At 69.5% G+C, this 24,571-nt stretch carries 27 protein-coding genes; 13 read left to right on the plus strand and 14 right to left on the minus strand.

The window, feature by feature from the left end:
• Nucleotides 1-26 precede the first annotated feature (26 nt).
• Together OG698_RS17365 and OG698_RS17370 are read left to right on the plus strand one after the other, a co-directional pair.
• Nucleotides 27-932 (plus strand): carbohydrate ABC transporter permease, encoded by a 906-nt coding sequence (locus tag OG698_RS17365; RefSeq protein WP_406111119.1) that lies wholly within the window; start codon nucleotides 27-29, stop codon nucleotides 930-932.
• The gene (locus OG698_RS17370) at nucleotides 933-1,763 is read left to right on the plus strand and encodes a carbohydrate ABC transporter permease (RefSeq protein WP_399969475.1); all 831 of its coding nucleotides are present in this window, start codon (nucleotides 933-935) and stop codon (nucleotides 1,761-1,763) included.
• A 52-nt stretch (nucleotides 1,764-1,815) separates the two neighbouring features.
• Here OG698_RS17370 and OG698_RS17375 read toward each other — a convergent pair whose 3' ends face one another.
• A complete protein-coding gene (locus OG698_RS17375; RefSeq protein ID WP_329570209.1) occupies nucleotides 1,816-2,502 on the minus strand; it encodes a DUF2848 domain-containing protein in 687 nt (228 codons plus the stop codon).
• Between the two features lie 135 nt (nucleotides 2,503-2,637).
• Between OG698_RS17375 and OG698_RS17380 the strand changes: the two genes are divergently transcribed.
• Both OG698_RS17380 and OG698_RS17385 read left to right on the plus strand, forming a co-directional pair.
• On the plus strand, nucleotides 2,638-3,993 hold the full coding sequence (locus tag OG698_RS17380; protein WP_406103908.1) for an MFS transporter: 1,356 nt from the start codon (nucleotides 2,638-2,640) through the stop codon (nucleotides 3,991-3,993).
• Between the two features lie 48 nt (nucleotides 3,994-4,041).
• Nucleotides 4,042-4,836: a carbon-nitrogen hydrolase family protein gene (locus tag OG698_RS17385; RefSeq protein WP_383092198.1), complete on the plus strand. Its 795-nt coding sequence runs from the start codon at nucleotides 4,042-4,044 to the stop codon at nucleotides 4,834-4,836.
• 188 nt (nucleotides 4,837-5,024) lie between these two features.
• On the opposite strand, the gene OG698_RS17390 is transcribed toward OG698_RS17385, so the two are convergent.
• Entirely contained in the window at nucleotides 5,025-5,651 is a 627-nt protein-coding gene (locus OG698_RS17390) for a GntR family transcriptional regulator (RefSeq protein ID WP_100595808.1), read from the minus strand.
• A gap of 129 nt (nucleotides 5,652-5,780) precedes the next feature.
• Here OG698_RS17390 and OG698_RS17395 point away from each other — a divergent pair, with 129 nt between their 5' ends.
• Nucleotides 5,781-6,476 carry a helix-turn-helix domain-containing protein gene (locus tag OG698_RS17395; RefSeq protein WP_406103909.1) on the plus strand — a complete coding sequence of 232 codons (696 nt, stop codon included), beginning with the start codon at nucleotides 5,781-5,783 and terminating at the stop codon, nucleotides 6,474-6,476.
• Between the two features lie 15 nt (nucleotides 6,477-6,491).
• Here OG698_RS17395 and OG698_RS17400 read toward each other — a convergent pair whose 3' ends face one another.
• Complete coding sequence (locus tag OG698_RS17400) at nucleotides 6,492-7,517, minus strand: ATP-dependent 6-phosphofructokinase (RefSeq protein ID WP_406103911.1); 1,026 nt, start codon at nucleotides 7,515-7,517, stop codon at nucleotides 6,492-6,494.
• Nucleotides 7,518-7,801: 284 nt separating this feature from the next.
• On the opposite strand from OG698_RS17400, the gene pta reads away from it, so the two are divergent.
• The 3 genes from pta (at nucleotide 7,802) to pyk (ending at nucleotide 12,638) form a co-directional block, all read left to right on the plus strand.
• Complete coding sequence (gene pta, locus OG698_RS17405) at nucleotides 7,802-9,877, plus strand: phosphate acetyltransferase (RefSeq protein ID WP_399969485.1); 2,076 nt, start codon at nucleotides 7,802-7,804, stop codon at nucleotides 9,875-9,877.
• Nucleotides 9,878-9,900: 23 nt separating this feature from the next.
• On the plus strand, nucleotides 9,901-11,133 hold the full coding sequence (locus tag OG698_RS17410) for an acetate kinase (RefSeq protein WP_406103913.1): 1,233 nt from the start codon (nucleotides 9,901-9,903) through the stop codon (nucleotides 11,131-11,133).
• A 74-nt stretch (nucleotides 11,134-11,207) separates the two neighbouring features.
• Nucleotides 11,208-12,638: a pyruvate kinase gene (gene pyk / locus OG698_RS17415; RefSeq protein ID WP_399969487.1), complete on the plus strand. Its 1,431-nt coding sequence runs from the start codon at nucleotides 11,208-11,210 to the stop codon at nucleotides 12,636-12,638.
• 125 nt (nucleotides 12,639-12,763) lie between these two features.
• Here the strand turns inward: pyk and OG698_RS17420 are convergent, their stop codons facing one another.
• The 4 genes from OG698_RS17420 to OG698_RS17435 all read right to left on the minus strand — a co-directional run bounded on the left by OG698_RS17420 (nucleotide 12,764) and on the right by OG698_RS17435 (nucleotide 16,920).
• A complete protein-coding gene (locus OG698_RS17420) occupies nucleotides 12,764-14,023 on the minus strand; it encodes a hypothetical protein (protein ID WP_406103915.1) in 1,260 nt (419 codons plus the stop codon).
• Nucleotides 14,013-14,570, minus strand: coding sequence for a DUF6114 domain-containing protein (locus OG698_RS17425; protein WP_406103916.1), 558 nt, complete (start codon nucleotides 14,568-14,570; stop codon nucleotides 14,013-14,015). Before OG698_RS17425 ends, OG698_RS17420 begins: the two co-directional genes overlap by 11 nt.
• A gap of 136 nt (nucleotides 14,571-14,706) precedes the next feature.
• Nucleotides 14,707-15,324, minus strand: coding sequence for a DUF6230 family protein (locus tag OG698_RS17430; RefSeq protein WP_326774051.1), 618 nt, complete (start codon nucleotides 15,322-15,324; stop codon nucleotides 14,707-14,709).
• Nucleotides 15,325-15,951: 627 nt separating this feature from the next.
• Nucleotides 15,952-16,920, minus strand: coding sequence for a tetratricopeptide repeat protein (locus tag OG698_RS17435; protein ID WP_399969493.1), 969 nt, complete (start codon nucleotides 16,918-16,920; stop codon nucleotides 15,952-15,954).
• A gap of 316 nt (nucleotides 16,921-17,236) precedes the next feature.
• Between OG698_RS17435 and OG698_RS17440 the strand changes: the two genes are divergently transcribed.
• Nucleotides 17,237-17,863, plus strand: coding sequence for a TetR/AcrR family transcriptional regulator (locus OG698_RS17440; RefSeq protein ID WP_406103918.1), 627 nt, complete (start codon nucleotides 17,237-17,239; stop codon nucleotides 17,861-17,863).
• A 15-nt stretch (nucleotides 17,864-17,878) separates the two neighbouring features.
• Here the strand turns inward: OG698_RS17440 and OG698_RS17445 are convergent, their stop codons facing one another.
• From OG698_RS17445 to OG698_RS17475, 7 genes are all read right to left on the minus strand, one after another.
• The gene (locus tag OG698_RS17445; RefSeq protein WP_406103920.1) at nucleotides 17,879-18,007 is read right to left on the minus strand and encodes a hypothetical protein; all 129 of its coding nucleotides are present in this window, start codon (nucleotides 18,005-18,007) and stop codon (nucleotides 17,879-17,881) included.
• 10 nt (nucleotides 18,008-18,017) lie between these two features.
• Nucleotides 18,018-18,167 carry a hypothetical protein gene (locus OG698_RS17450; RefSeq protein ID WP_406103921.1) on the minus strand — a complete coding sequence of 50 codons (150 nt, stop codon included), beginning with the start codon at nucleotides 18,165-18,167 and terminating at the stop codon, nucleotides 18,018-18,020.
• A gap of 105 nt (nucleotides 18,168-18,272) precedes the next feature.
• Entirely contained in the window at nucleotides 18,273-19,982 is a 1,710-nt protein-coding gene (locus OG698_RS17455) for a methylmalonyl-CoA mutase (protein WP_399969496.1), read from the minus strand.
• Nucleotides 19,983-20,066: 84 nt separating this feature from the next.
• Complete coding sequence (locus tag OG698_RS17460) at nucleotides 20,067-20,405, minus strand: DUF3817 domain-containing protein (protein WP_406103923.1); 339 nt, start codon at nucleotides 20,403-20,405, stop codon at nucleotides 20,067-20,069.
• A gap of 43 nt (nucleotides 20,406-20,448) precedes the next feature.
• Nucleotides 20,449-20,958 (minus strand): MarR family winged helix-turn-helix transcriptional regulator, encoded by a 510-nt coding sequence (locus OG698_RS17465; RefSeq protein ID WP_100595820.1) that lies wholly within the window; start codon nucleotides 20,956-20,958, stop codon nucleotides 20,449-20,451.
• 123 nt (nucleotides 20,959-21,081) lie between these two features.
• Nucleotides 21,082-21,378: an MTH1187 family thiamine-binding protein gene (locus tag OG698_RS17470; RefSeq protein ID WP_100595821.1), complete on the minus strand. Its 297-nt coding sequence runs from the start codon at nucleotides 21,376-21,378 to the stop codon at nucleotides 21,082-21,084.
• Nucleotides 21,375-21,719, minus strand: coding sequence for a DUF3817 domain-containing protein (locus OG698_RS17475; RefSeq protein ID WP_406103925.1), 345 nt, complete (start codon nucleotides 21,717-21,719; stop codon nucleotides 21,375-21,377). The genes OG698_RS17470 and OG698_RS17475 overlap by 4 nt, the downstream gene beginning before the upstream one ends.
• A gap of 164 nt (nucleotides 21,720-21,883) precedes the next feature.
• On the opposite strand from OG698_RS17475, the gene OG698_RS17480 reads away from it, so the two are divergent.
• The 4 genes from OG698_RS17480 to OG698_RS17495 all read left to right on the plus strand — a co-directional run bounded on the left by OG698_RS17480 (nucleotide 21,884) and on the right by OG698_RS17495 (nucleotide 24,570).
• Nucleotides 21,884-22,522, plus strand: a complete 639-nt coding sequence (locus tag OG698_RS17480; protein WP_406103926.1) for an AIM24 family protein — start codon at nucleotides 21,884-21,886, stop codon at nucleotides 22,520-22,522.
• Nucleotide 22,523: 1 nt separating this feature from the next.
• Nucleotides 22,524-23,207, plus strand: a complete 684-nt coding sequence (locus tag OG698_RS17485) for an AIM24 family protein (RefSeq protein WP_406103928.1) — start codon at nucleotides 22,524-22,526, stop codon at nucleotides 23,205-23,207.
• Nucleotides 23,204-23,977: an AIM24 family protein gene (locus OG698_RS17490; RefSeq protein ID WP_406103930.1), complete on the plus strand. Its 774-nt coding sequence runs from the start codon at nucleotides 23,204-23,206 to the stop codon at nucleotides 23,975-23,977. Before OG698_RS17485 ends, OG698_RS17490 begins: the two co-directional genes overlap by 4 nt.
• 116 nt (nucleotides 23,978-24,093) lie before the next feature.
• Nucleotides 24,094-24,570: a MarR family winged helix-turn-helix transcriptional regulator gene (locus OG698_RS17495; RefSeq protein WP_100595825.1), complete on the plus strand. Its 477-nt coding sequence runs from the start codon at nucleotides 24,094-24,096 to the stop codon at nucleotides 24,568-24,570.
• Nucleotide 24,571 lies beyond the last annotated feature (1 nt).

Raw genomic sequence — 24,571 nt, forward strand, 5'->3', positions numbered from 1 at the left:
GCCACCCCGTGACACAGCCCCTGCCCCTGCCCCCTTCACGAGGTGATCACCAGGTGAAGCCGGGGCGGGGCGGGGCGCGCCGCCCCCTGACACGCGCCCTGCCCCTGGCCCCCTCCCTGGTCCTGCTGCTGCTCTTCCTGGCCGGCCCGATCGCGTACTGCGCGTACATCGCCTTCACGGACCTGCAGTTGACGGGTCAGGCCCACTCCTCCTTCGTGGGCTTCGACAACTTCACGGCCGCGTTCAAGGACGACGCGTTCCTGAACGCGGTCTGGCTCACGCTCGTCTTCACGGTCCTGTCCTCGCTCATCGGCCAGAACACGCTGGGTCTCGCCCTGGCCGCGCTCATGCAGCGCGCGTCGAAGACGGTCCGCACGGTCACGGGCGCGGTCGTGGTCTGCGCGTGGGTCCTGCCGGAGGTCGTCGCCGGCTTCCTCCTCTACGCGTTCTTCCGCCGCGAGGGCACGCTGAACGCGATCCTGGACTGGCTCCATCTCCCCACCCAGAACTGGCTGTTCACGCTGCCGATCCTCGCGGTGTCCTTCGCGAACGTATGGCGCGGGACGGCGTTCTCCATGCTGGTCTACTCGGCGGCGCTCGGCGAGATACCCAAGGAGATCACCGAGGCTGCGGAGATGGACGGCGCGGGCGGCTGGCGCCGCATGTGGCACATCACGCTCCCGATGATCCGCCGCTCCATCGGCACGAACCTCATGCTGAACACCCTGCAGACGCTGTCCGTCTTCGGCCTGATCTGGGTGATGACGCGGGGCGGCCCCGGAAACCGCAGCCAGACCCTGCCCCTGTTCATGTACGAGCAGGCCTTCCAGAAGAGCATGATCGGCTACGGCACGGCGGTCGCCCTGCTCCTTCTGGTCGTCGGCTCGCTGTTCTCGCTGGTCTATATGCGCCTGCTGCGCTCGGAGGCCTGAGTGTCCTCACCCCGCACCCTCCGCCACCGCCTCGCGGCCGACGCCGGACTCCTGATCGTCGCCGCGGCGTTCGTCCTGCCGCTGGCGTGGGTGATCCTCTCCGCGCTCGACCCGCACGCGAACCTCCAGGTGAAGATCCCCGACGGGGTCACGCTGGACAACTTCGACGCGGTCCTCACCCCCGACATCACCTTCACGCCGCTCCTCAACAGCCTTCTGCTGTGCGGCGGCGCGACCCTGCTGACGGTGGCGAGCGCGGCGCTCGCGGCGTACCCGCTGTCCCGCTACCGCTCCCGCTTCAACAACCCGTTCCTGGCGACGGTCCTGTTCGCGACGTGCCTGCCCATCACGGCAATCATGGTCCCGGTCTACGCGCTCTTCGTGCAGGTCAACCTGATCGACACCATGCAGGGCACGATCTTCTTCTTCGCGGCGTCCCAACTCCCGTTCGCCATCTGGCTGATGAAGAACTTCATGGACGGCGTCCCGAAGGAACTGGAGGAAGCGGCCTGGACCGACGGAGCGTCCTCGTTCCAGTCCCTGCTCCGCATAGTGCTCCCCCTGATGGGCCCGGGAGTAGCAGTGGTCACGGTCTTCTCGTTCGTCATGATGTGGGGCAACTTCTTCGTCCCCTTCATGCTCCTGCTCACCCCCGAACAAATGCCGGCCTCGGTCAGCATCAACGACTTCTTCGGCAACCGGGGCACAGTGGTCTACGGCCAGCTCGCAGCCTTCTCGATCATCTACTCGACGCCGGTGATCCTGCTGTACGTCCTGGTGGCCCGGCGCTTCGGCGGGGGGTTCGCGCTGGGGGGTGCGGTCAAGGGCTGAACGGCCGCACCCTCGCGCACCGCATTGATCGACCGGCGAACCGGCCGCCCGCTCAGCCGATCGGCACCGGCATCCTCACCACGTCGTACGCCAGGTCGATCGTGTTGCCCGTGGCCGGGTCGGTCAGTTCCACGCGCCAGTGGGGGGCGAACTGGTCGACGCCCTCGGCCATCGGGATGGTGCCCGAGATCAGGACCGTGCCGGGCACCAGGTCGCCGCGCTCCCGGAGGACGTCCGCCCAGTAGGCGGGCGTGAGCAGTTCGGCCAGGGTGCCGTCCTGGATGAGGGTCTCCTGGCCGTCGTGGGTCACCCAGGCGCGCAGGGTCAGGTCGTCGAGGCGCTCCTGCACGTCGGCGAGGCGCCAGGCGCGGCGGGCGAGGACGTCGGGGCTCGCATTCTTGCTCCATGCCACGCCGTGCACCTCCAGCTCGCGGTCGGTGTGGTCGCAGGCGGCCGTCAGGAGCAGGTCGCCGTCCTGGTCGACGACCAGCGCCCACTCGGCCTCGCCCGAGGTGCGGCCGTGCTGGACGCGGACCTGCTCGGTGTGCTGGGCGAGGTAGGGGGAGACGGGGTAGAGCGCGGGGGTCACCGAGGGCGCCGGCACCCCCAGCTCGGCGAGTTCCGCCACGTGGGCGGCCACGTCGTCCTGGCTGCGTCCGGCGTACCCGGCGTTGAGCACCTGCACGACATCGACCTCGCGGGTGGTGCCGTCGGGCAGTTCGAAGGTCAGCAGCGCCATGGGGTTTCTCCACATCGTTCGCGATATCAGGGAGGTTAACTTTGCGCGGAAGGCTTGCGCATACGACCTGTATACAAGAAGTATGCCGGAAGGTCGACAGTTAACCTCACCCAAGGAACCTCAGGGACGGACGTCGTGAACCACACCAGCACGAGCACGGAAAAGACCCCGATCGGTGGGTCCGCGGTCCGCCGCGCCTTCTTCGCCAGCCTGACCGGAACCGCACTGGAGTGGTACGACTTCGCCATCTACTCCGTCGCGGCGGCGCTGGTCTTCGGCGATGTCTTCTTCCCCTCGGAGGACCCCGCCACCGGCACCCTCCTCGCGTTCTCCACGTACGCCGTCGGCTACGTGTCGCGCCCGCTCGGCGGTTTCGTCTTCGGCCGCCTCGGCGACAAGCTCGGCCGCAAGAAGGTCCTGATCGCGACCCTCGTCCTGATCGGGGCCGCGACCCTCGCGATCGGCCTGCTCCCCTCCTACGCGACGATCGGCGTGGCCGCGCCGATCACCCTCGTGATACTCCGCTTCGCCCAGGGCGTCGGCGTCGGCGGCGAGTGGGGCGGTGCGGTGCTGCTGTCCAGCGAGTTCGGCGATCCGCGCCGGCGCGGCTTCTACGCCTCGGCCGCACAGATCGGCCCGCCGGTCGGCAACCTCCTCGCCAACGGCGTACTCGCGGCCCTCGGCGCGCTCCTGACAGAGGCCCAGTTCACGTCCTGGGGCTGGCGCGTGGCGTTCCTGCTCTCCGGTGTGCTCGTCCTCTTCGGCCTGTGGATCCGCGCGAAGCTCGAGGAAACCCCGGTCTTCAAGGCGATGGAGGCCGAGCAGAAGCGCCCCGAGGCCCCGATCCGCGAGGTCTTCACGACGCACCCGCGCGCCCTGGCGGCCGCGATCCTCAGCCGTGTGGCCCCGGACGTCCTGTACGCGCTGTTCACCGTCTTCGTCCTGACCTACGCGACCGGCGAACTCGGCATGTCCCGCGGCTCCGCCCTGGCCGCCGTCCTCATCGGCTCCTCCCTCCAGGTCTTCCTGATCCCGCTCGCCGGCGCCCTGTCCGACCGCGTCAACCGCCGCGTCCTGTACGGGGTCTCGGCCGCGGCGGCCGGCGTGTGGCCGTTCCTGTTCTTCCCGATGATCGGCGGCGGGAGCTGGCCGCTGCTCGCCCTCGGCGTCGTGGTGGCCCTGGTCTTCCACTCCGCGATGTACGGGCCGCAGGCGGCCTTCATCGCCGAGCAGTTCTCCCCGCGCCTGCGCTACACCGGCTCCTCGCTCGCGTACACGCTGGCCGGTGTCATCGGCGGCGCCGTCGCGCCCCTGCTGTTCACGGCGCTGCTCGACGCGTACGACTCGTGGATCCCGCTGGCTCTCTACGTCGCGGGCACCGCGATCGTCACGATCGCCGGACTGTGCCTCGGCCGCGACGGCGACCGGAGCGACGAGGAACTGGTGAGCGGCGAGCCGGTCCGCTCCCCCGCCGCGTCCACGGCGTCCTGACCCCCCGGACCACGCATTCCCGAACCCCCACACGAGGAGGAACGTCTCATGCGTATCGCGCTGAGCCAGATCACCACCGGCCCCCGCCCCGAGGAGAACCTCGCGCTCCTGCGCGAGCAGGCCCGTCTCGCGGCGGACGCGGGCGCCCGCGTCGTCGTCTTCCCGGAAGCCGCGATGGCCTGCTTCGGGACGCCGCTGGCGCCGCTGGCCGAACCGCTCGACGGCCCCTGGGCCACGGCGGTCCGCCAGATCGCCAAGGAGGCCGGACTCGTCGTGGTCGCGGGCATGTTCACCCCCGCCCCGGACGGAAAGGTGGCCAACACCCTGCTCGCCACCGGCCCCGGCGTCGAGGCGGCCTACGACAAGATCCACCTCTACGACGCCTTCGGCTTCGCCGAGTCCGACACGGTGGCGCCCGGGTCCGAGGTCGTCACCTTCGAGGTCGACGGCACCCGCTTCGGGCTCGCGACCTGCTACGACGTCCGCTTCCCCGAGCTGTTCAGGGCCCACGCCGACGCGGGCGCGGTCGTTTCCGTACTGCCCGCCTCGTGGGGCGCGGGTCCCGGCAAGCGTGAGCAGTGGGAGCTGCTGATCCGCGCCCGTGCGCTCGACGCCACGCTCTGGCTCGCCGCCGTGGACCAGGCGGACCCGGCGGCGTCCGGCGTCCCCGCCGCGTCGAACGCCCCCACCGGCATCGGCCACAGCGCCGTCGTCGGCCCCGACGGAACCGTACGGAAGCACCTCGAAGAGGGCCCGGGGCTGCTCATCGCGGACCTGGACCTCGACGAGGTCGCCTCGGTCCGCCGCTCCATCCCGGTACTGGCCAACCGCAGGAGCCTGTGACGGGCGGGCGGGCCACCGGCACGCCCTGGGGGGGCCGGCGGATCAGGGTCGGACAGGTCGCGGCGCCTGGCGCGGTGCATCGCAAGGCTCCGGAGCGTCCTGACAGCGGAGCTGTTCGGACGTTTCGGCAACGCGGCGAGGTGCCGTGCCAGGCGCCGCGACCCCGGCCATGATCCGCCGGACACCCCCTAACCCGCGAGCAGCACCTTGAGCGTCGACTCCAGGTGGCTGTCGATCGCGGTGCACGCGGCCTGCCGGTCGCCGGCGGCGATCGCGTCGAGGATCGCCTCGTGCTCGTGGAGCACGGACTCCTGCCGGCCGTGCTGGTTGAACAGCGCCACCACCCCGGCCCGGATCTGGCGGCTGCGGAGCCCGTCGTAGTGGCGGTCGAGCAGGGCGTTGCCCGCGGCCGCCACGATCGTCGCGTGGAAGAGGTGATCCACGGCGATGAACTCCTTGGCGTGCTCGGCCCCGCTGAGCGTGCGCTGGCGTCCGAGCAGTGCGGTCAGCTCGGACACCGGAGCCTTGCCCTCGGCGATGACCCGCTCCGCCGAGTACCGCTCGACGATGCCGCGCAGCTCCATCAGCTCGGTGATCTCCCGCCCCGACAGCGGCACGACCTGCGCCCCGCGCTTGGGGACCAGCCGCACGAGGTCCTCGGCGGCGAGCAGCAGGAGCGCCTCGCGGATCGGGGTGCGGGAGACGCCGATACGGTCGGCGAGCTCCTGCTCGGAGAGGAACTCCCCTTGCCTGTCCGGGTCGGCGAGCACGTTCTCCTTGAGAAACGCGTAGGCCTTGTCCCGTCCCGACGTCACGACTGCCCCCAGGGTTGCATACAAGGAGTATACGGATCTGGTTACCGGGAGTCCCGTCCCCGTAGCTTCCTACGACAGGTAACGCAGTGCGAACAGACCGTAGCCACCGGCCTCACCCGCCCCTACCGTGTGCCCGTGCACCCAAGCGACTCCGCCCCGCCGTTCAACGCTCCGGCCGCCCGACGCCTCCGCGAGGCCCTGGGCATGGCGCCCGGGCATGTCGCTTACGGCATGCGCGCCTCGTACGGCCAGCATCACGTCACGCCCGACACGATCATCGCCTGGGAGCGTGGTCTCACCTCGCCGACGGCGACGGAACTCACCGCTCTCGCGGGCGCCTTGTGGTGTTCGCCGGGGGATCTCATAGGCACGGCGCGGACGCTGCGCGAACACCGGATGGCCCGCGGCATGGCGCCGGAGGACGTGGCGCGCACGGTGGGGGTGGAGATCCACTCGTACCTGCGGATGGAGGAGACCGGCGAGTGGCACGGCAACGAGCGCCAGTCGGCCACCCTCGCCGAGGTGCTCGGTCTGACGCCGCCCGACTTCGCGACCGTCACCGGCCGCAATGACCAACTGGCGGATCTCCTGCGCAGCGCGGTGACCACGCGCTGGCAGGCCTACACCCGCCCGATCGCCAAGCTCGTCCCCGTACACAAGGGGCAACTGGAGGAGGCGCTCCAGGAGATGCAGCTCGAGTACCAGGCGCTGATGGCCGCGACGCTCAGCTGGGGCGGCGGTTCGGGACGCGAGTCGGGCGAGGCCGGGCGGGAGTTCCTCGACGGGATCCTCGACGAGTTCTGGTCGAGGATGCACACGTCGTAGGACAGGCCGTTCGCCCTAGAACACCGATTCCGCCTCGTCCATGCGGTCCTTCGGCACCGTCTTCAGTTCGGCGACGGCCTCGGCGAGCGGGACCATCTCGATCTCCGTGCCGCGCAGCGCCGTCATGCGGCCGGAGACGCCCCGGTGCGCGGCCTCGACCGCGTGCCAGCCGAAGCGCGTGGCGAGGACCCTGTCGTACGCGGTCGGGGTGCCGCCGCGCTGGACGTGGCCGAGAATGACCGGCTTCGCCTCCTTGCCGAGGCGCCGCTCCAGCTCGAACGCGAGGGCCGTGCCGATGCCCTGGAAGCGCTCGTGGCCGAACCGGTCGATCGCGCCGGTCTGGTAGTCCATCGTGCCCTCGGCGGGGTGCGCGCCCTCGGCCACGCAGATGACGGCGAACTTCTTGCCGCGCGCGAAGCGCTCCTCGACCATCTTGACCAGGTGGGCCGGGTCGAAGGGCCGCTCGGGCAGGCAGATGCCGTGCGCGCCGCCCGCCATGCCGGACTCCAGGGCGATCCAGCCGGCGTGCCGGCCCATCACCTCGACGACCATGACGCGCTGGTGGGACTCGGCGGTGGTCTTCAGCCGGTCCATGGCCTCCGTGGCGACGCCGACGGCGGTGTCGAAGCCGAAGGTGCGGTCCGTGGCGGAGATGTCGTTGTCGATGGTCTTGGGCACACCGACGACGGGCAGGCCCGCGTCGGCGAGCATGCGGGCCGCGGTCAGCGTGCCCTCGCCGCCGATGGGGATGAGGACGTCGAAGCCGATCTCGGTGGCGAGTTCCTTGGCGTTCTCGCAGGCGGCGCGGAAGCGGTCGCGCTCGAGCCGGGAGGAGCCGAGGATGGTGCCGCCGCGGGCGAGGATGCCGCTCACGGCGTTCAGGTCGAGCGTGCGGTAGCGGCCGTCGAGCAGTCCCGCGTAACCGTCCTCGAAGCCGATCACCTCGTCGCCGTGGTGCGTCACGGCGCGGTGCACGACCGACCGGATCACTGCGTTCAGGCCAGGACAGTCGCCGCCGGCGGTGAGAACTCCGATACGCATCGTGCGTGTCTCCTGCTCGCTGTTGAGACTTGTGAGCCATTCCGATTCTTTCACGGCCGTGGGGGCGATGGCGGTCAGCGCCGGGCGCGGGGGCCCGTGCGGCTTGTGTTCCAGGGCCTTTCGCCCCCCGGACCAGGGCCTTTGCCCGGCGGGCGACCTAGCTACCCCCGGAGGTATTGTCAAGGGGGCACGGCTACGACTTTCATCAGAGGCCGGTTCAGCGGCCGAATCACTGCGGCAGAGGCCCCTTCTCTGCGGCCCGTCCAGCGAAAGGGAGAGCACGCGTGACGCGCAGCGTGTACGTGACCGGGATCGACCGGGGTGACGGCCGGCAGGTCGTGGAGCTGGGAGTCATGGAGCTCCTGACCCGGCAGGTCGACCGGGTGGGCGTCTTCCGCCCGCTCGTCCACGACGGTCCCGACCGGCTCTTCGATCTGCTGCGGGCGCGCTACCGCCTCTCCCAGGACCCGGCGACGGTCTACGGCCTCGACTACCACGAGGCGTCGGCCGTGCAGGCCGAGCAGGGCACCGACGAACTGGTCTCGCGCCTGGTGGACCGCTTCCACCAGGTCGCCCGCGACTACGAGGTCGTCCTCGTCCTCGGCACGGACTTCGCCGACACACAGCTCCCCGACGAACTGGCCGTGAACGCCCGCCTCGCCAACGAGTTCGGGGCATCCGTCATCCCGGTGGTGGGCGGCCGCAAGCAGACCCCGGAGTCCGTGCACGCCGAGACCCGCAACGCGTACCGCGCGTACGAGGTCCTCGGCTGCGACGTGCTCGCGATGGTCGTGAACCGGGTGGCGGCGCAGGACCGCGAGGAGATACGCGACCGCCTCGAGGCCCATCTCCCGGTGCCCACCTACGTACTGCCGGACGAGCCCGCCCTGTCCGCGCCGACGGTCTCGCAGATCGCGCAGGCACTCGGCGGCGAGGTGCTGCTCGGCGACGACGCGGGCCTCGCGCGCGACGCGCTCGACTTCGTCTTCGGCGGCGCGATGCTGCCGGCGTTCATCAAGGCGCTGACGCCGGGCTGCCTCGTCGTGACACCCGGGGACCGCGCCGACCTCGTGGTGGGTTCGCTCGCCGCGCACAGCGCCGGCACCCCGCCGATAGCGGGCGTCCTGCTGACCCTCGACGAGCGGCCGGGCGAGGAGATCCTGAGGCTCTCCGACCGCCTCGCGCCCGGCACGCCGGTGGTGGCGGTGCAGGGCGGCTCCTTCCCCACCGCGGGTGAACTGTTCTCCATGGAGGGCAAGTTGAACGCGGCGACGCCCCGCAAGGCGGAGACGGCGCTCGGCCTCTTCGAGCGGTGGGTCGACACGGCCGGCCTGCTGGAGCGCGTCTCGGCGCCGAGCAGCGACCGCGTCACCCCGATGATGTTCGAGCACAAGCTCCTGGAGCGGGCCCGCGCCGACAAGCGCCGCGTCGTGCTGCCCGAGGGCACCGAGGAGCGCGTCCTGCGCGCGGCGGACGTCCTGCTGCGCCGCGGGGTGTGCGACCTGACGCTGCTCGGCCCGGTGGAGCAGATCCGCAAGAAGGCCGCCGACCTGGGCGTCGACCTGGTCGACACGCAGCTCATCGACCCGGACACGTCCGAACTGCGGGACCGGTTCGCCGCCCAGTACGCGCAGCTGCGCGCCCACAAGGGCGTCACCGTCGAGCTCGCGTACGACGTGGTGGCGGACGTCAACTACTTCGGGACGCTGATGGTGCAGGGCGGCCTGGCGGACGGCATGGTGTCGGGTTCCGTGCACTCGACGGCCGCGACGATCCGCCCCGCCTTCGAGATCATCAAGACAAAGCCGGACGCCGACATCGTGTCGTCCGTCTTCTTCATGTGCCTCGCCGACAAGGTCCTCGTGTACGGCGACTGCGCGGTGAACCCGGACCCGGACGCGCAGCAGCTCGCCGACATCGCCGTCCAGGCGGCCGCCACCGCCGAGCAGTTCGGCGTGGACCCGCGGATCGCGATGCTGTCGTACTCGACGGGCACGTCGGGTTCGGGCGCGGACGTCGACAAGGTGCGCAAGGCCACGGAGCTGGTGCGCGAGCGGCGCTCCGACCTGAGGATCGAGGGCCCCATCCAGTACGACGCGGCGGTCGAGCCGTCGGTGGCGGCGACCAAGCTGCCCGGCTCGGAGGTCGCGGGCCAGGCCAGCGTGCTGATCTTCCCCGACCTGAACACCGGCAACAACACGTACAAGGCCGTGCAGCGTTCGGCAGGCGCCATCGCCGTCGGTCCGGTCCTGCAGGGGCTGCGCAAGCCGGTCAACGACCTGTCGCGCGGCGCGCTCGTGCAGGACATCGTCAACACGGTCGCCATCACGGCGATCCAGGCCCAGACGCCGGCCTCCTGACCCCTACGAAGAGGTAAGCACCTGTGACCGCCACGCCCAGCCGAGTTCTCGTCCTCAACTCCGGTTCCTCGTCGCTGAAGTACCAGCTGCTCGACATGGAGAGCGGCGCCCGGCTCGCCGTGGGCCTCGTCGAGCGCATCGGCGAGGAGACGTCCCGCCTCAAGCACACGCCGCTGACCGGGGACGGCGGCGAGGCGCGCGAGGTGAACGGCCCGATCGCCGACCACGACGCGGCCCTGAAGGCGGTCGCCGCGGAGCTGGCCGGCGACGGCATGGGCCTGGACTCCCCCGAGCTCGCCGCGATCGGCCACCGTGTGGTGCACGGCGGCATGTTCTTCACCGAGCCGACCGTCATCGACGACGCGGTCCTCGCGGAGATCGAGCGGCTGATCCCGGTCGCGCCGCTGCACAACCCGGCCAACCTCACGGGCATCCGCACCGCGACGGCGCTGCGCCCCGACCTGCCGCAGGTCGCCGTCTTCGACACGGCGTTCCACACGACGATGCCGGAGTCGGCGGCGCGCTACGCGATCGACGTGAAGACCGCCGACGAGCACCGGATCCGCCGCTACGGCTTCCACGGCACCTCGCACGCGTACGTGTCCCGCAAGACGGCCGAGCTCCTGGGCAAGGCCCCCGAGGAGGTCAACGTCGTCGTCCTGCACCTGGGCAACGGCGCCTCGGCGTCGGCGGTGCGCGGCGGCCTGTGCGTGGACACCTCCATGGGCCTGACGCCCTTGGAGGGCCTGGTGATGGGGACGCGTTCGGGCGATGTGGACCCGGCCGTCATTTTCCATTTGATGCGGGTGGGCAACATGTCCGCCGACGAGATCGACGTACTGCTCAACAAGAAGAGCGGTCTGGTCGGTCTCTGCGGCGACAACGACATGCGGGAGATCCGCCGCCGTATCGACGAGGGCGACGAGGAGGCGCGGCTCGCTTTCGACATCTACGTCCACCGTCTGAAGAAGTACATCGGCGCGTACTACGCGGTGCTCGGCCGGGTGGATGCGGTGGTGTTCACGGCGGGGGTCGGCGAGAACGCGGCGCCCGTGCGCGAAGCTGCCGTGGCGGGCCTGGAGGAGCTGGGTCTCGCGGTCGACGGCGAGCTCAATTCCGTACGTTCCGACGAACCGCGGCTGATCTCGCCGGAGTACGCGCGGGTGGCTGTCGCAGTCGTCCCGACCGACGAGGAACTGGAGATCGCGCAGCAGACCTACGCCCTCGTGCACGACTCCGCGTCCCGCAACGACTGAGCGCATCACCGCCCATTTGTAGATTCCACCAGACGGAATATTCCGTAGCGAAACAAACCGATAGGATCGCCCCCATGCGCCGTTCCAAAATCGTCTGCACGCTGGGCCCCGCCGTCGACTCCGAAGAGCAGCTCGTTGCGCTGATCGAAGCCGGCATGAATGTGGCCCGCTTCAACTTCAGCCATGGCACGCACGCCGAGCACCAGGGGCGGTACGACCGTGTCCGGGCCGCCGCGGAGAGCACCGGCCGCGCCGTCGGCGTCCTCGCGGACCTCCAGGGCCCCAAGATCCGTCTCGAGACCTTCGCCGAAGGCCCCGTCGAGCTGGTGCGCGGTGACGAGTTCACCATCACCACCGACGATGTCCCGGGCGACAAGTCGATCTGCGGCACGACCTACAAGGGTCTGCCCGGCGATGTCTCCAAGGGCGACCAGATCCTGATCAACGACGGCAACGTCGAGCTCCGCGTCATCGAGGTCGACGGGCCGCGTGTGAAGTCGATCGTCGTCGAGGGCGGTGTCATCTCCGACCACAAGGGCATCAACCTGCCCGGCGCGGCCGTGAACGTGCCCGCGCTGTCCGAAAAGGACGTCGACGACCTGCGCTTCGCCCTGCGGATGGGCTGCGACATGGTCGCCCTGTCCTTCGTGCGCAACGCCGACGACGTCCAGGACGTCCACAAGGTGATGGACGAGGAGGGCCGCCGGGTCCCCGTCATCGCCAAGGTGGAGAAGCCGCAGGCGGTCGACAACATGGAGGGCGTCGTCGCGGCGTTCGACGCCGTGATGGTGGCCCGCGGCGACCTCGCCGTCGAGTACCCGCTCGAGAAGGTCCCGATGGTGCAGAAGCGCCTCGTGGAGATGTGCCGCCGCAACGCCAAGCCGGTGATCGTCGCGACCCAGATGATGGAGTCGATGATCACCAACTCCCGCCCCACGCGCGCCGAGGCGTCCGATGTCGCCAACGCGATCCTGGACGGCGCGGACGCGGTCATGCTGTCCGCCGAGTCCTCCGTGGGCGCCTACCCGATCGAAACCGTGAAGACGATGTCGAAGATCGTCGTCGCGGCCGAGGGGGAGCTCCTGTCCAAGGGCCTCCAGCCGCTCGTGCCCGGCAAGAAGCCGCGCACGCAGGGCGGTTCGGTCGCCCGCGCCGCCTGCGAGATCGCCGACTTCCTGGGCGCCAAGGGCCTCGTGGCCTTCACCCAGTCCGGCGACACGGCCCGCCGCCTGTCCCGCTACCGCGCGGCCCAGCCGATCCTGGCCTTCACCACGGACGAGGGCACCCGCAACCAGCTGACGCTGAGCTGGGGCGTCGAGTCGCACATCGTGCCGTACGTCGACAACACCGACGCGATGGTCGACCTGGTCGACGCCGAGATGGTGAAGCTGAACCGCTTCAACGACGGCGACACCGTCATCATCACGGCCGGTTCGCCCCCCGGCGTCCCCGGCACCACCAACATGGTCCGGGTGCACCACCTGGGCGGCGGAGAGCGCGACTGACGCCTCGTCAGGCCCATCAGCCCCTTACGACACACTGAGGGCGCCACCTGAATCAGGTGGCGCCCTCAGTGGTGTGCGGCTCCCGGACGGGTCCGTGGGTGCGCGGGTCGGCAGGCTCGGTCGGCTCAGCCGGTGAGGTACTGGTGGAGACCCGGCACGTGCAGGTCGCCGCCGAACTGACCGGCCTGCTCGACCTTCACGTTCGTGAAGTAGATCAGGGGGATGTTCAGCGGCGGCGGGTGCTCGGCGTCGAACGTGATCGGGATGAGCCCCAGAAGGTTCCCCGAGATCGACTCCGTGTACATCGTGGTCTTGCCGCCCCGGATGGTGGACGTGGTGCCCTTGCCGGCCTGGACGTGGTACGTCTTGCCGTCCGGGCCGTCGACCGTCTGGTGCAGGTCGCCGATGTCGGTGCCGTTCGAGATGACGTACTTCAGGACCTTCTTGACCGTGCCGTTGGGCGTGCGCACGTTCACGACGCCCTGGTAGTCCGCGCCCTTGAGGGTCAGCGAACTGGCCTCAAGACGCCACGAGTCGTTCGGGACCTGAGCGGGGGTCTGCTCGTTGTCCCCCTCGGCGTCCGTGGCGACCGGGCAGTTGTCCGGCACGCCTGTCTCGCCCGACGACGGCGTGGGGACCACCTCGGTGGCCTTGTCCGCGGTGTCGTCGACGGCCTTTCCGGCCTTGTCCACCGTGTCCTTGACCGCGTCCCCGGCCTTGTCCGCCGTGTCCTTGACGGGCTCGGTGACCTTGTCGACGGTGTCCTTGACGGTGCCGCCCACATCCGTGGACTTGGACGCCGAGGCCGAGGGGGTCGGGGTCGCCGACTCCTTCTGATCCGGCGTCAGCAGGTCCTCGAGCGCGTCGCCGACACCCAGCGGGTCGAGCGGGTTCTTGGTCTCGGAGGGCGTCGGGGTCGGCGTGGCCGTCTTGCTGCCGGCCGTGCTGTCACCCGAGGGCGTGTCCGTGGACTTGGACGCGGAGGGCGACGGGGTGGGCTCGGCCTTGTCGCCCGAGTCCTCCTTGCCGTCCGAAGCGTCCTTGCTCGCGGACGCCGAGGGCGACGGCGTCGGGGTGGGCGAGGCGGACTCGTCCCCCTTGCCGTCGGTCGCGTCCTTGCCGTCCTCGGAGGCCTTGATCGCGTCGGCGCACGCCTTGTAGTCGTCCGCCGAGAACTTGGTGGGGTTGTCCTTGGCCTGCGCGAGCGTGGGGGTCAGCCCCATGCCCATGAGCACGGCCGTCGGCATCGCCGCAATGGCGATCGCTTTGCCCGCGGGCATGTGCAGCCTGGTGAACAGCGGCTTTCTGGGGGCTGCATGCCGCGGCCCGGTTCTCTCACGGAACTCTGCCGCAGAGTTCTCGTGGCGCACCTCGTCAGCCGGCACGGTGCCTCCCGTTCGTCCCGTCGTTACCGTTCGGGCTCGTTCCTGACAGATCGTCCGACGCACCGCCGAAGGCGTCGAAGGCTGCAGCCTCGCCCTTCAGGGCATCCGCGTCGTCCACGGACTTCCCGCCGCCCGCCTCCTGCTTCGCGGCCCGTGCGGGCCCCCAGGAGATGCCGAGAGCGCCGCCGAGCAGCGCCAGCAGGAAGCCGATGACAAAGCCACCGAAGTTGGAGACCACCAAGGAGACCAGGGCGAGCAGGATCGCAGCGACGCCCGCGAAGATGCGGGACATCGGCTGGAACCAGAGCGTCAGGCCGAGCACCACAAGCAGGACGCCGATGATCAGCGAACCGGCGCCGGCAGTCGTCGACATCCGGATGGTCATCGAGCCGAGCGTGAGGTTCGCGTACGGGAAGTACATGATCGGAATGCCGCCCAGCAGCGTCAGCAGACCACCCCAGAATGGGCGCTGACCGCGCCACCCTCGGAACGATCGGCGCGTCCGGCCGAGCCTGTCGCCCAGCCCTGCTTGCGCTTCGGCGCTCATGTCGTACAGCTCCTCGGGAATGGCGTTGTTCTGTGGTGATGGTGCGTGTCGGATACGGGCACGGGGACGTCCCGGAGCTTCCCGTTCGCCCCCGCGCCCGGCCGTTCAGCGCTGTGAGTGAACTAGACCCTGGGGCCTAGTAGCACTCGTGTGCGCCCTTCTGCACCTGCATGTGCAGGCCGGAGAGCTTGAAGGTGCCGGCCGTGGTCGCCCACGCGCGCTGCTTGACATCTTCGAAGTGCACCGAGTCGGCCTGCTGCGAGAACGAGTCCGGGACGTACTTGTCGCCCTTGGACGGACCCGGGCCCTTGGTGGTCGAGTCGATACCGACGCCGATGTCGATGTTCTTGAACGTGGCGTTGGTCGACAGGTCGTCGGCGTCGATGTAGAGCTTCTTCGCCTCGACGCGGGGGCCGCCCGCACCGCCCGCGCTGAGCTTCATCGACACGTCACCGAAGACCGGCACCGGCACGACGACCGACTGGCACAGGTTGGTGATCTTCGCCTCGTTGAGGCCGACGACGGCAACCGGGTGCGCACCCGACTTACCGGTGTCGAGCGCCCCGTACTGGACGAATCCCGTACCGTCGAGCGAGTCGGCCGTCACCTTGAACGACTGACCCGAAACACTGAACGATGCCGCAAGCGCACCCTGCGAGAGGGCGACGCCTATCGCGGCAGTCGCCGCGACGCTCGGCACCATGACTACGGCGAACCGCTTCCATCTGGTTCCGCCACGAGCCACGGACTCCATGACTTTCCTCCTTCTCGGACGTACATCTCCGGCCCTGACTGCACCCCTTGGGACGCTCAGCCGGGCAGGGATGGGAGAAGTGCTACGTCCTCGGGAAGGAGAGCGCCCGTATCGGGGGCGCGCAATGGCACCCGATTCACCGGCGATCACCCCCGAGCGACAACCACTGGTCGCACCTGACAGTCACGCGCAACCTGCTGGACAGGCCCTGCGGGAAGCAGAGACCCCCCTGCCCAAGGCCGACGGCACTGCTACCGGCCTGCTCGGTGGGGACCCTGAAACCCCGCGACCCGATTGGCTGTCGGACTGCGGGATGAGGACCGAGCGTCGCCGATCGTGGTGCATTCTCGGCGCGCGCACAAGGGGGTTCGTTACTCGCTAGTAACGGACGGATAACCGAACAACGACCCGATGGTGTCACCCGGCAACACAGGGTGCTGTCAAGCGAGTTACCAAAGCGCAGGAAGAAGGGGCGTAACCGGACAGAAGATGGTCTCTGACTTACTCCAAGTAACAGCGGCCGCCTTTACCAAGTTTTGGTAAAGCGCGACCGCTGTGTACCCGTGGCGACAGAACTTTCACCTGGGCACCACATCGCCCGGCGTTTAGGAACTGGTCAGAAACGGCTCAGAAGAGAACCCGGGCCAGAGCCGCACGGCCCGTAGTCACACGCGGATCGTCGGAGCCGACGACCTCGAAGAGTTCGAGCAGCCGCACGCGCGCGGCGTCCCGGTCCTCGCCCGCCGTGACCTTCACCGTGTCGACAAGTCGGCCGAACGCGTCCGCGACATGGCCTCCGACCAGGTCGAGGTCGGCCGCCGCGATCTGCGCCGCCACGTCGGAGGGCCGGTCCGCGGCGTCCTGACGGACCTTCTGCGGATCGAGATCCTGCACCCGCAGGAGCAACTCGGCCTGTCCCAGGCCCAGCTTGGCCTCGGTGTTGCCGGGGTCGTCGCTCAGCACGTTCTTGTACGCCTGGACGGCTCCGGCGAGGTCGCCGGCGTCAAGAGCCTGGACGGCGGCTTCGAGCAGAGCGTCGTAGGGACCGGCCGGAGCCTCCACGACCGGTGCAGATCCCTCCGCATCGGCGTCGACCGTGATGCCGGTCAGACCGAAGCGCTCCTCGGCGACCTGGATCAACTGGTCGAGCGTCCCGCGGATCTGCTCGACCGGCGCGGCTCCCTGGAAGAGCGGCAGGGCCTGTCCGGCCACCACCGCGAAGACCGCCGGGATCCCCTGGACCCCGAACTGCTGCATCAGCATCTGATTGGCGTCGACATCGATCTTGGCGAGCACGAACCGGCCGTTGTACTCGGCCGCGAGGCCTTCGAGCAGCGGGCTCAGCTGCTTGCACGGCTCGCACCACTCGGCCCAGAAGTCGATGACGACGGGCACCTCGGCCGAGCGCTGCAGGACCTCGCGCTCGAAGCCGGCCTCGTCGACGTCGATAACGAGGCTCGACGGGGAGACGGCCCCGCCGCCGCCCTGCCGCGCGGACTCGGCACGCGCCTGCTCCGCCTTCGCCTTGGCCTCCTGGGCCGCCTTCACCGCGGCGAGGTCGACGACTCCGCTCATGGACATGTTCCGTGGCTGCATGAGTACATCCTCCCCCTTCCGCGGTGCGTTGTGGGCCGGGACCGCCCGTCGCGGCCTCCCGCCGGACTGCGGGCGCCGTCAAGGTCGTGGTCGCGGACTTGGTCCGAGGCCCCGAGAAGGGCCGTTCTGCGGCCCGAAGGGGCCTGTTCGGCGCCGGGTCCCCACCCGGTGCCTCGTGGTTGTCGCAAGGCTCACTGAGCTTTCGCTACAGGTCGTAGCGTAACTCTCGCGCGGGGCGCGTGGGGAGGGGGTTCCGGTGATCTTCGCTGTGGTCTGCCTCACGGCGCTATCCCTACCGGCCGGTATGGTCCTTTTCATGCAGAGCCGCATTCCCCCGCCCCTCCCGAGAACGGGCCGCCCGCGAAGTGCCGCCGCCGACGCGGCGATCCTCGAGGCGACCCGTGCGGCGCTGGTGGACCTCGGCTGGTCCAAACTCACGATGGGGGACGTGGCGACGCGCGCGGGCGTCGCCAAGACGACGCTCTACCGGCGTTGGGCGAGCAAGAACGAGCTCGTCGTGGACGCGGTCGCGGTCCTCTTCGACGAGCTCGAACTCCCGGACAACGGCAGCCTCGCCGCGGACATCGGGGGTGTGGTCCTCGAGTTCGCGGCGCTCCTGAACCGCCCGGAGACCAAGACGGCGCTGATGGCGGTGGTCGCCGAGTCGACGCGTGACGAACCGCTGCGCGAGCGCATCCGCACCTCGATCGTGGACCGGCAGAAGCGCCTGGTCCTGGAGGGCCGCGCCCGCGCCCACGCGCGCGGCGAACTCCCCCTAGAGGCCGACCCGGCCGCCGCGGCCCGCACCGCCGACCTCATCTTCGACGTGGTCGCGGGAGCCGTGGTGCACCGCACGCTGGTGAGCGCGGAGCCGGTGGACGAGGAGTGGGTCGACCGGTTCACGGCGCTGCTCCTGGGCGGACTCGCCTCCGTACAGGCGTAGCCCGCCCAGGTTCTGTCACTTCTGCCAGGCGCAACTGCCCAGCGTGGCACGCTTCTTGGCGACCGGGCGGGCTGCCTCGTCCGCCGGGTGGGCCGTACGTCCGGAGGGCAGCTTCGCGGCGCGTACATCGGGGCCCGGAGGCACCCCCAGGCCCTTAAGGCACTGGCGGAGGGTCGAAGGTGTTCTGCACCTTCGGCTCGGCCGGCGGACTCGCGCTCACCGCCCCGGATCCGCCGAGGACCATCCCGCCGAGCAGGGCCAGGGCGGCGCATCCGACGGTGGTGGTGCGGTTGAGTCCGGACACGCGCACGCGAGCTCCAGGGCAGGCGACGATTGACGTGCCCGCGCCCACCCCGGCCGCACCCGGTGGCACCTGTCGGTCCCCAGGTGCCACCGGCGCGAACTCCCGTCAGAACCCGGCGGGTTCGGTGTACACGCCCCACTCGTCGCGCAGGACCCCGCAGATCTCGCCCAGGGTGGCCTCGGCGCGTACGGCGTCGAGCATGGGCGGGATCATGTTGCCGCCGTTGCGGGCGGCCTTCAGCATGTCGTCGAGGGCGGAGCGCACGCGGGCGTCGTCCCTGGCCGCCTTGCGGACGCCGAGCTCGCGCACCTGCTCGCGCTCGACCTCGTGGCTGACGCGCAGGATCTCCAGATCGCCGGTGACGGACCCGTGGTGCGCGTTGACGCCGACGACCCGCTTGTCGCCCTTCTCCAGCGCCTTCTGGTACTGGAACGCGGACTCGGCGATCTCGCCGGTGAACCAGCCGTCCTCGATGCCGCGCAGGATGCCCGAGGTCATGGGCCCGATGGGGTGCTGCCCGTCCGGGTGGGCGCGCAGGCCGCGCTCCTTGATCTGCTCGAAGATCTTCTCCGCGTCGGCCTCGATGCGGTCCGTGAGCTGCTCCACGAACCACGAACCGCCCAGCGGGTCCGCGACGTTGGCGACGCCGGTCTCCTCCATGAGGACCTGCTGCGTGCGCAGCGCGATCTCGGCGGCCTGCTCGGAGGGGAGCGCCAGGGTCTCGTCGAGGGCGTTCGTGTGCAGCGAGTTGGTGCCGCCGAGCACGGCCGCGAGCGCCTCGACTGCGGTGCGCACGACGTTGTTGTACGGCTGCTGCGCGGTCAGGGAGACCCCGGCGGTCTGCGTGTGGAAGCGCAGCCACTGCGCCTTGTCGGTCTTCGCCCCGTACACGTCCCGCAGCCAGCGGGCCCAGATGCGGCGCGCGGCGCGGAACTTGGCGATCTCCTCGAAGAAGTCGAGGTGCGCGTCGAAGAAGAAGGAGAGGCCGGGCGCGAAGACGTCCACGTCGAGCCCGCGCGACAGGCCGAGCTCCACATAGCCGAAGCCGTCGGCGAGCGTGTACGCCAGCTCCTGCGCGGCCGTGGAGCCGGCCTCGCGGATGTGGTAACCGGAGACCGAGAGCGGCTTGTACGCGGGGATGCCCGCCGCGCAGTGCTCCATGAGGTCGCCGATCAGGCGCAGATGCGGCTCGGGCTGGAAGAGCCACTCCTTCTGCGCGATGTACTCCTTGAAGATGTCGGTCTGGAGCGTGCCGTTGAGGACGGCGGGGTCGACGCCCTGCCGCTCGGCGGCCACGAGATACATGCAGAAGACGGGCACGGCGGGGCCCGAGATCGTCATGGACGTCGTGACGTCCCCGAGCGGGATGTCCTGGAACAGGACCTCCATGTCGGCGGCGGAGTCGATGGCGACGCCGCAGTGCCCGACCTCGCCGAGCGAGCGCGGGTCGTCGGAGTCGCGCCCCATGAGCGTCGGCATGTCGAAGGCGACGCTCAGCCCTCCCCCGCCGGCGGCGAGGATCATCTTGTAGCGCTCATTGGTCTGCTCGGCGTTCCCGAACCCGGCGAACTGGCGGATCGTCCACGTACGGCCCCGGTACCCGGTCGGGTACAGGCCGCGCGTGAACGGGTACTCGCCGGGCCATCCGATCCGCTCGAAGCCGTCATAGGTGTCCCCGGGACGTGGCCCGTAGACCGGGTCGACCGGGTCCCCCGAGAGCGTCGAGAAGTCGGCGTCCCGCTTGCGGGCGGAGTCGTACCGGGCCTGCCAGCGGCGGCGGCCCTCTTCGATGGCGTCAGCGTCCTTGCTTCCCATGCCTTCAAATTTACTTGGACGTCCTAGTAAATGTCGATGGCAAACCGCCCGCACATCGTGCGGGCGGTGGAGTGGCGCGGTCCGTCAGGCCTTGGCGACGGCGGGGGCGCCGTCGGAGACCTTGGAGTCCAGCTCGCGGGAGATCTTCCGCTCGACGAAGAACGCGGCGGTGGGGATCGTGCCGGCGATCAGGACCCACAGCTGCTTGCCGACCGGCCACTTCGCCTTGGAGCCCAGGTCGAAGGCGAAGACCAGGTAGACCACGTACAGCCAGCCGTGCGCGATGGCGACGACGCGCGTGACATCCGCCGCGCCGTCGATGCCGAGCACGTACTTGGCGATCATGCCGAGGCACAGCAGGACCAGCAGGACGCCCGTGACAAAGGCCATCACCCGGTACCGGGTCAGCACGCTACGTTTCATGCATACGAGCGTAACGGCCCGTTTTGCGCGATCTTCGCGCGGGTCAGCCCTCGTCGAAGTCGTGCGCGGCGACCCGCAGCGGCCGCAGCATCGCGAAGATCTCGCCGCACTCCTCGGCGTCGTACGCCCCGAGCCCGAAGTCCATCGCCATCAGGTCGCGGGTGGCGGCGTCGCAGACCTCGCGGCCCTTGGCCGTGATGGAGGCGAGCGTTCCGCGGCCGTCGTTCGGGTTGGGCCGCTTGTCGACGAGCCCGGACCGCACGAGACGGTCGACGGTGTTCGTCACCGAGGTCGGGTGCACCATGAGCCGCTCGCCGATCTTCGACATGGGCAGCTCGCCGGCCTTGGAGAAGGTGAGCAGCACCAGCGCCTCGTAGCGCGCGAAGGTCAGTCCGTAGGGCTTCACGACCGCGTCGACCTCGGCCAGGAGGATCTGGTGCGCGCGCATGATCGAGGTGATCGCACCCATGGACGGCACTGATCCCCAGCGCTGCTTCCAGAGTTCGTCTGCGCGGGCGATGGGATCGAAGGCAAGGCTGAGCGGCTTCGGCACGCCCAAGACCTTACCGGCCGGTCATATGCTGGTCAGCCCCGTCTCGCCCTTCGGTCCCGGCCCACGCGAAAGCCCCGGCCCGCCCGGGCCGGGGCTTTCCACGGAAGACAGTTCGCAGGGGTGTCACTCCCCCGCGAGGTGCCGCTCCACCGTCGCGACCTTCGACGTCATGCCGTCCGTCACACCGGGGCGGATGTCGGCCTTGAGGACGAGCGATACGCGCGGGGCCCGCGCCTCGACGGCGGCGACGGCGCGCTTCACGACGTCCATCACCTCGTCCCACTCACCTTCGATGGAGGTGAACATCGCGTCGGTGCGGTTCGGGAGCCCGGATTCGCGCACGACGCGGACGGCGTCGGCCACGTACTCGCCGACGTCCTCGCCGACGCCGAGCGGGGAGACCGAGAAGGCGACGATCATGCGTTCACGGCCCTCTCCTGGCGGGCGCGGGACGCGATGACCGCGGCCTCCGCCTCACGCTTCAGCTTGCGCTCGGCGAAGAAGCCGCCGGTCGGCAGGACGGAGAGGACGAAGTAGAGGGCGCCGGTCTTGACGCCCCACTTCGTACGGTTCCACGCGTCGAGCCAGAAGAGCACGTAGAGGATGAACAGGACGCCGTGCACCATGCCCATCACCGGGACGGCGTCGAACTCCGTGGTCCGCTTCAGCACCGAGCAGACGAGGAGCAGCAGGAAGGAGACCGCCTCAGGGGCGGAGACCAGGCGGAGTCGGCGGAGTGCGGAGGCGGTCTTGATGTCCACGGGGCACCTTCGGCAGAAGCGGTGAGGGGGGCGGGCGTTCGATCTTGTGAATGCAAGCACAAGCGCTGTCCATTGTGGCATCGGGGATGTCCCGGGGTTCGCTCAGGGTTCGTTCAGGGCCGGGACCCCTGTCCCGGGGGCATCTCGCCCATTACCGTCACATCGTGGCTACGTTCCGGCTTCAAGGCAGCAGAGTGCTCGCCGTCGACATGACGGGCGACAGCGTCAAGGCGAAGAACGGCTCGATGGTCGCGTACGACGGCCGGATGGCGTTCAAGAAGATGACGGGCAGCGGCGAGGGCATCCGCGGGATGGTGACCCGCCGCCTTACCGGCGAGGAGATGACGGTGATGGAGGTGAAGGGGCAGGGCACGTGCTGGTTCGCGGACCGGGCGAGCGAGATCAGCGTCGTGAACCTGCGGGGCGACAAGCTCTTCGTAGAGTCGAGCAATCTGCTCTGCACGGACGCGGGCCTGCGCACCGGCACGTCCTTCACCGGCGTGCGCGGCGCCTCCCAGGGCAACGGCCTGTTCACGACGACCGTCGAGGGCCACGGCCAGGCGGCGATCATGAGCGAGGGCCCCGCCGTCGTGCTCCGCGTCAGCCGGGACCACCCCCTGACCGTCGATCCGGGCGCGTACGTCGCACATCAGGGGAATGTGCGGCAGTCCTTCCAGTCGGGCGTCACGTTCCGCACGTTCATGGGCGAGGGCGGCGGCGAGGCCTTCCAGATCCGCTTCGAGGGCGACGGCCTGGTCTACGTACAGCCCAGTGAGCGCAACACGATCGCGGGGGATGTGTGAGATGCCCTTCCGTGAGATCAACTCGAAGATGGTCGAGGCGACGATCGCCCCCGGGCAGCGGATCTACAGCCAGCGCGGCGCGATGCTCGCCTACAAGGGGGACGTGACCTTCACGCCCAGCATCCAGGGCGGCCAGGGCGGGGTGATGTCGATGCTCGGGCGCCGCGTGGCGAACGAGACGACGCCGCTGATGACCGTGGACGTCCCCCAAGGAATTAATGACCAGGGCGGCGCCCCCGTCGGCACCGTCCTCTTCGGGCACGGCGGCCATCACGTCCAGGTGATAGCCCTCTCCGGAGACACCCTCTATGTGGAGGCGGACCGGCTGCTCGCCTTCGACGGGAGTCTTCAGCAGGGCACGATGTTCATGGGCTCGCAGGGCGGCGTCATGGGGATGGTGCGCGGCCAGGTCACCGGACAGGGCCTGTTCACCACGACCCTCAAGGGACACGGCGCGGTCGCCGTCATGGCGCACGGCGGCGTCATCGAGCTGCCGATCACCCCGGGCCGCCCCGTCCATGTCGACCCGCAGGCGTACGTCGCGCACCACGGCGACGTACGGAACAAGCTGTCCACGGCCCTCGGCTGGCGCGACATGGTGGGGCGCGGCTCCGGCGAGGCGTTCCAGCTGGAGCTCAGCGGCAGCGGCGCGGTGTACGTCCAGGCCTCGGAGGAGAAGCTGTGAGCACCCCGGTGATCTTCGACCCGGCCACCCTGCCCGCCGACGACAACGTGAACGCGTACACGTTCTGTGTGGAGCTCAAGGGCGGCAGCTGGTTCCTGCAGAAGGGCAAGATGATCGCCTACTACGGGCGCATCGACTTCAACGGGATCGGGCACGGCCGCCTGGACCGCCTCGTGCGGACGTCCTTCCACTCCCCGCTGCACGCGAGCGACTGGGTCGTGGCGGAGGGTTCGGGCAAGATGCTGCTCGCCGACCGGGCCTTCGACGTGAATTCGTACGACCTGGAGAACGGGAACCTGACGATCCGCTCGGGCAACCTGCTCGCTTTTCAGCCAACTCTCGCGCTGAAGCAGTCGATCGTTCCCGGCTTTCTGACGCTCATTGGCACGGGCAAATTCGTGGCGGCCTCGAGCGGCCCGGTGGTCTTCATGGAGCCGCCCATCCGCGTTGATCCACAGGCGCTGGTCGGCTGGGCTGACTGCCCGTCACCTTGTCACCACTACGACCACTCCTATCTGACGGGCGTGATCGGCGGTCTACGTGCGATGACGGGCATCGGAGGCGTCTCCGGGGAGGAGCACCAGTTCGAGTTCGTGGGCGCCGGAACGGTATTGCTGCAGTCCACGGAGACGTTGATGGCCGAACAGGCGACGGGCGCGATGCCGCAGCAGGCGGGCGTGCCGGGCGGTCACGGGGCACCCGGACAGCAGCCGGGAGTACCGCGCCTTCCCGGACAGCTCGGCGACCTCCAGCGTCGCTTCGGACTGTGAGCGGTAATCTGCGGAGTGTGACGTCGAACGCGTGACCCCTTTGTGTCACGAGGGGGTGGGAGGCGTCACACTCCCCACTTTCGTTCGCATTTCAACTTCTTAGGTAGAATCAATACATGGAGACCGAGACGGCCACACGCTGGCTGACCGACGAGGAACAGTGCGCCTGGCGCACGCACGTAGAGGTCAACAGAATGCTGACTTACCAGCTCGAGAAGGATCTCCAGCCGTTCGGCCTGACGATGAACGACTACGACATCCTCGTGCATCTCTCCGAGACGGACGACCACCGGATGCGCATGAGCGATCTCGCGACCGCCACCCTGCAGTCCAAGAGCCGGCTCTCCCACCAGATCACCCGCATGGAGAACGCCGGACTCGTCCGCCGCGAGAACTGCGAGTCCGACCGCCGCGGCCTCTACACCGTCCTGACCGAGGACGGCATGGCGACCATGAAGAAGGTCGCCCCTCACCATGTGGCATCCGTGCGGCGGCACTTCGTGGACCTGATCCCCTCCGAGGAGCTCGACGCCCTCCACAAGGCCCTGACCCCGATCGCCGAACACCTGCGTTCGCAGCGCGGCAAACCGTGAC

The sequence above is a fragment of the Streptomyces sp. NBC_01003 genome (genome assembly GCF_045162695.1).
In the GTDB taxonomy this organism is placed as follows: domain Bacteria; phylum Actinomycetota; class Actinomycetes; order Streptomycetales; family Streptomycetaceae; genus Streptomyces.

Coding starts and splice junctions, on each gene's coding strand:
- OG698_RS17485 (WP_406103928.1), top strand. CDS start 22,524: ATGCCCTTCCGTGAGATCAACTCGAAGATGGTCGAGGCGACGATCGCC.
- OG698_RS17385 (WP_383092198.1), top strand. CDS start 4,042: ATGCGTATCGCGCTGAGCCAGATCACCACCGGCCCCCGCCCCGAGGAG.
- OG698_RS17440 (WP_406103918.1), top strand. CDS start 17,237: ATGCAGAGCCGCATTCCCCCGCCCCTCCCGAGAACGGGCCGCCCGCGA.
- OG698_RS17455 (WP_399969496.1), bottom strand. CDS start 19,982: ATGGGAAGCAAGGACGCTGACGCCATCGAAGAGGGCCGCCGCCGCTGG.
- OG698_RS17425 (WP_406103916.1), bottom strand. CDS start 14,570: ATGAGCGCCGAAGCGCAAGCAGGGCTGGGCGACAGGCTCGGCCGGACG.
- pyk (WP_399969487.1), top strand. CDS start 11,208: ATGCGCCGTTCCAAAATCGTCTGCACGCTGGGCCCCGCCGTCGACTCC.
- OG698_RS17430 (WP_326774051.1), bottom strand. CDS start 15,324: ATGGAGTCCGTGGCTCGTGGCGGAACCAGATGGAAGCGGTTCGCCGTA.
- OG698_RS17375 (WP_329570209.1), bottom strand. CDS start 2,502: ATGGCGCTGCTGACCTTCGAACTGCCCGACGGCACCACCCGCGAGGTC.
- OG698_RS17435 (WP_399969493.1), bottom strand. CDS start 16,920: ATGCAGCCACGGAACATGTCCATGAGCGGAGTCGTCGACCTCGCCGCG.
- OG698_RS17460 (WP_406103923.1), bottom strand. CDS start 20,405: ATGAAACGTAGCGTGCTGACCCGGTACCGGGTGATGGCCTTTGTCACG.
- OG698_RS17400 (WP_406103911.1), bottom strand. CDS start 7,517: ATGCGTATCGGAGTTCTCACCGCCGGCGGCGACTGTCCTGGCCTGAAC.
- OG698_RS17470 (WP_100595821.1), bottom strand. CDS start 21,378: ATGATCGTCGCCTTCTCGGTCTCCCCGCTCGGCGTCGGCGAGGACGTC.
- OG698_RS17495 (WP_100595825.1), top strand. CDS start 24,094: ATGGAGACCGAGACGGCCACACGCTGGCTGACCGACGAGGAACAGTGC.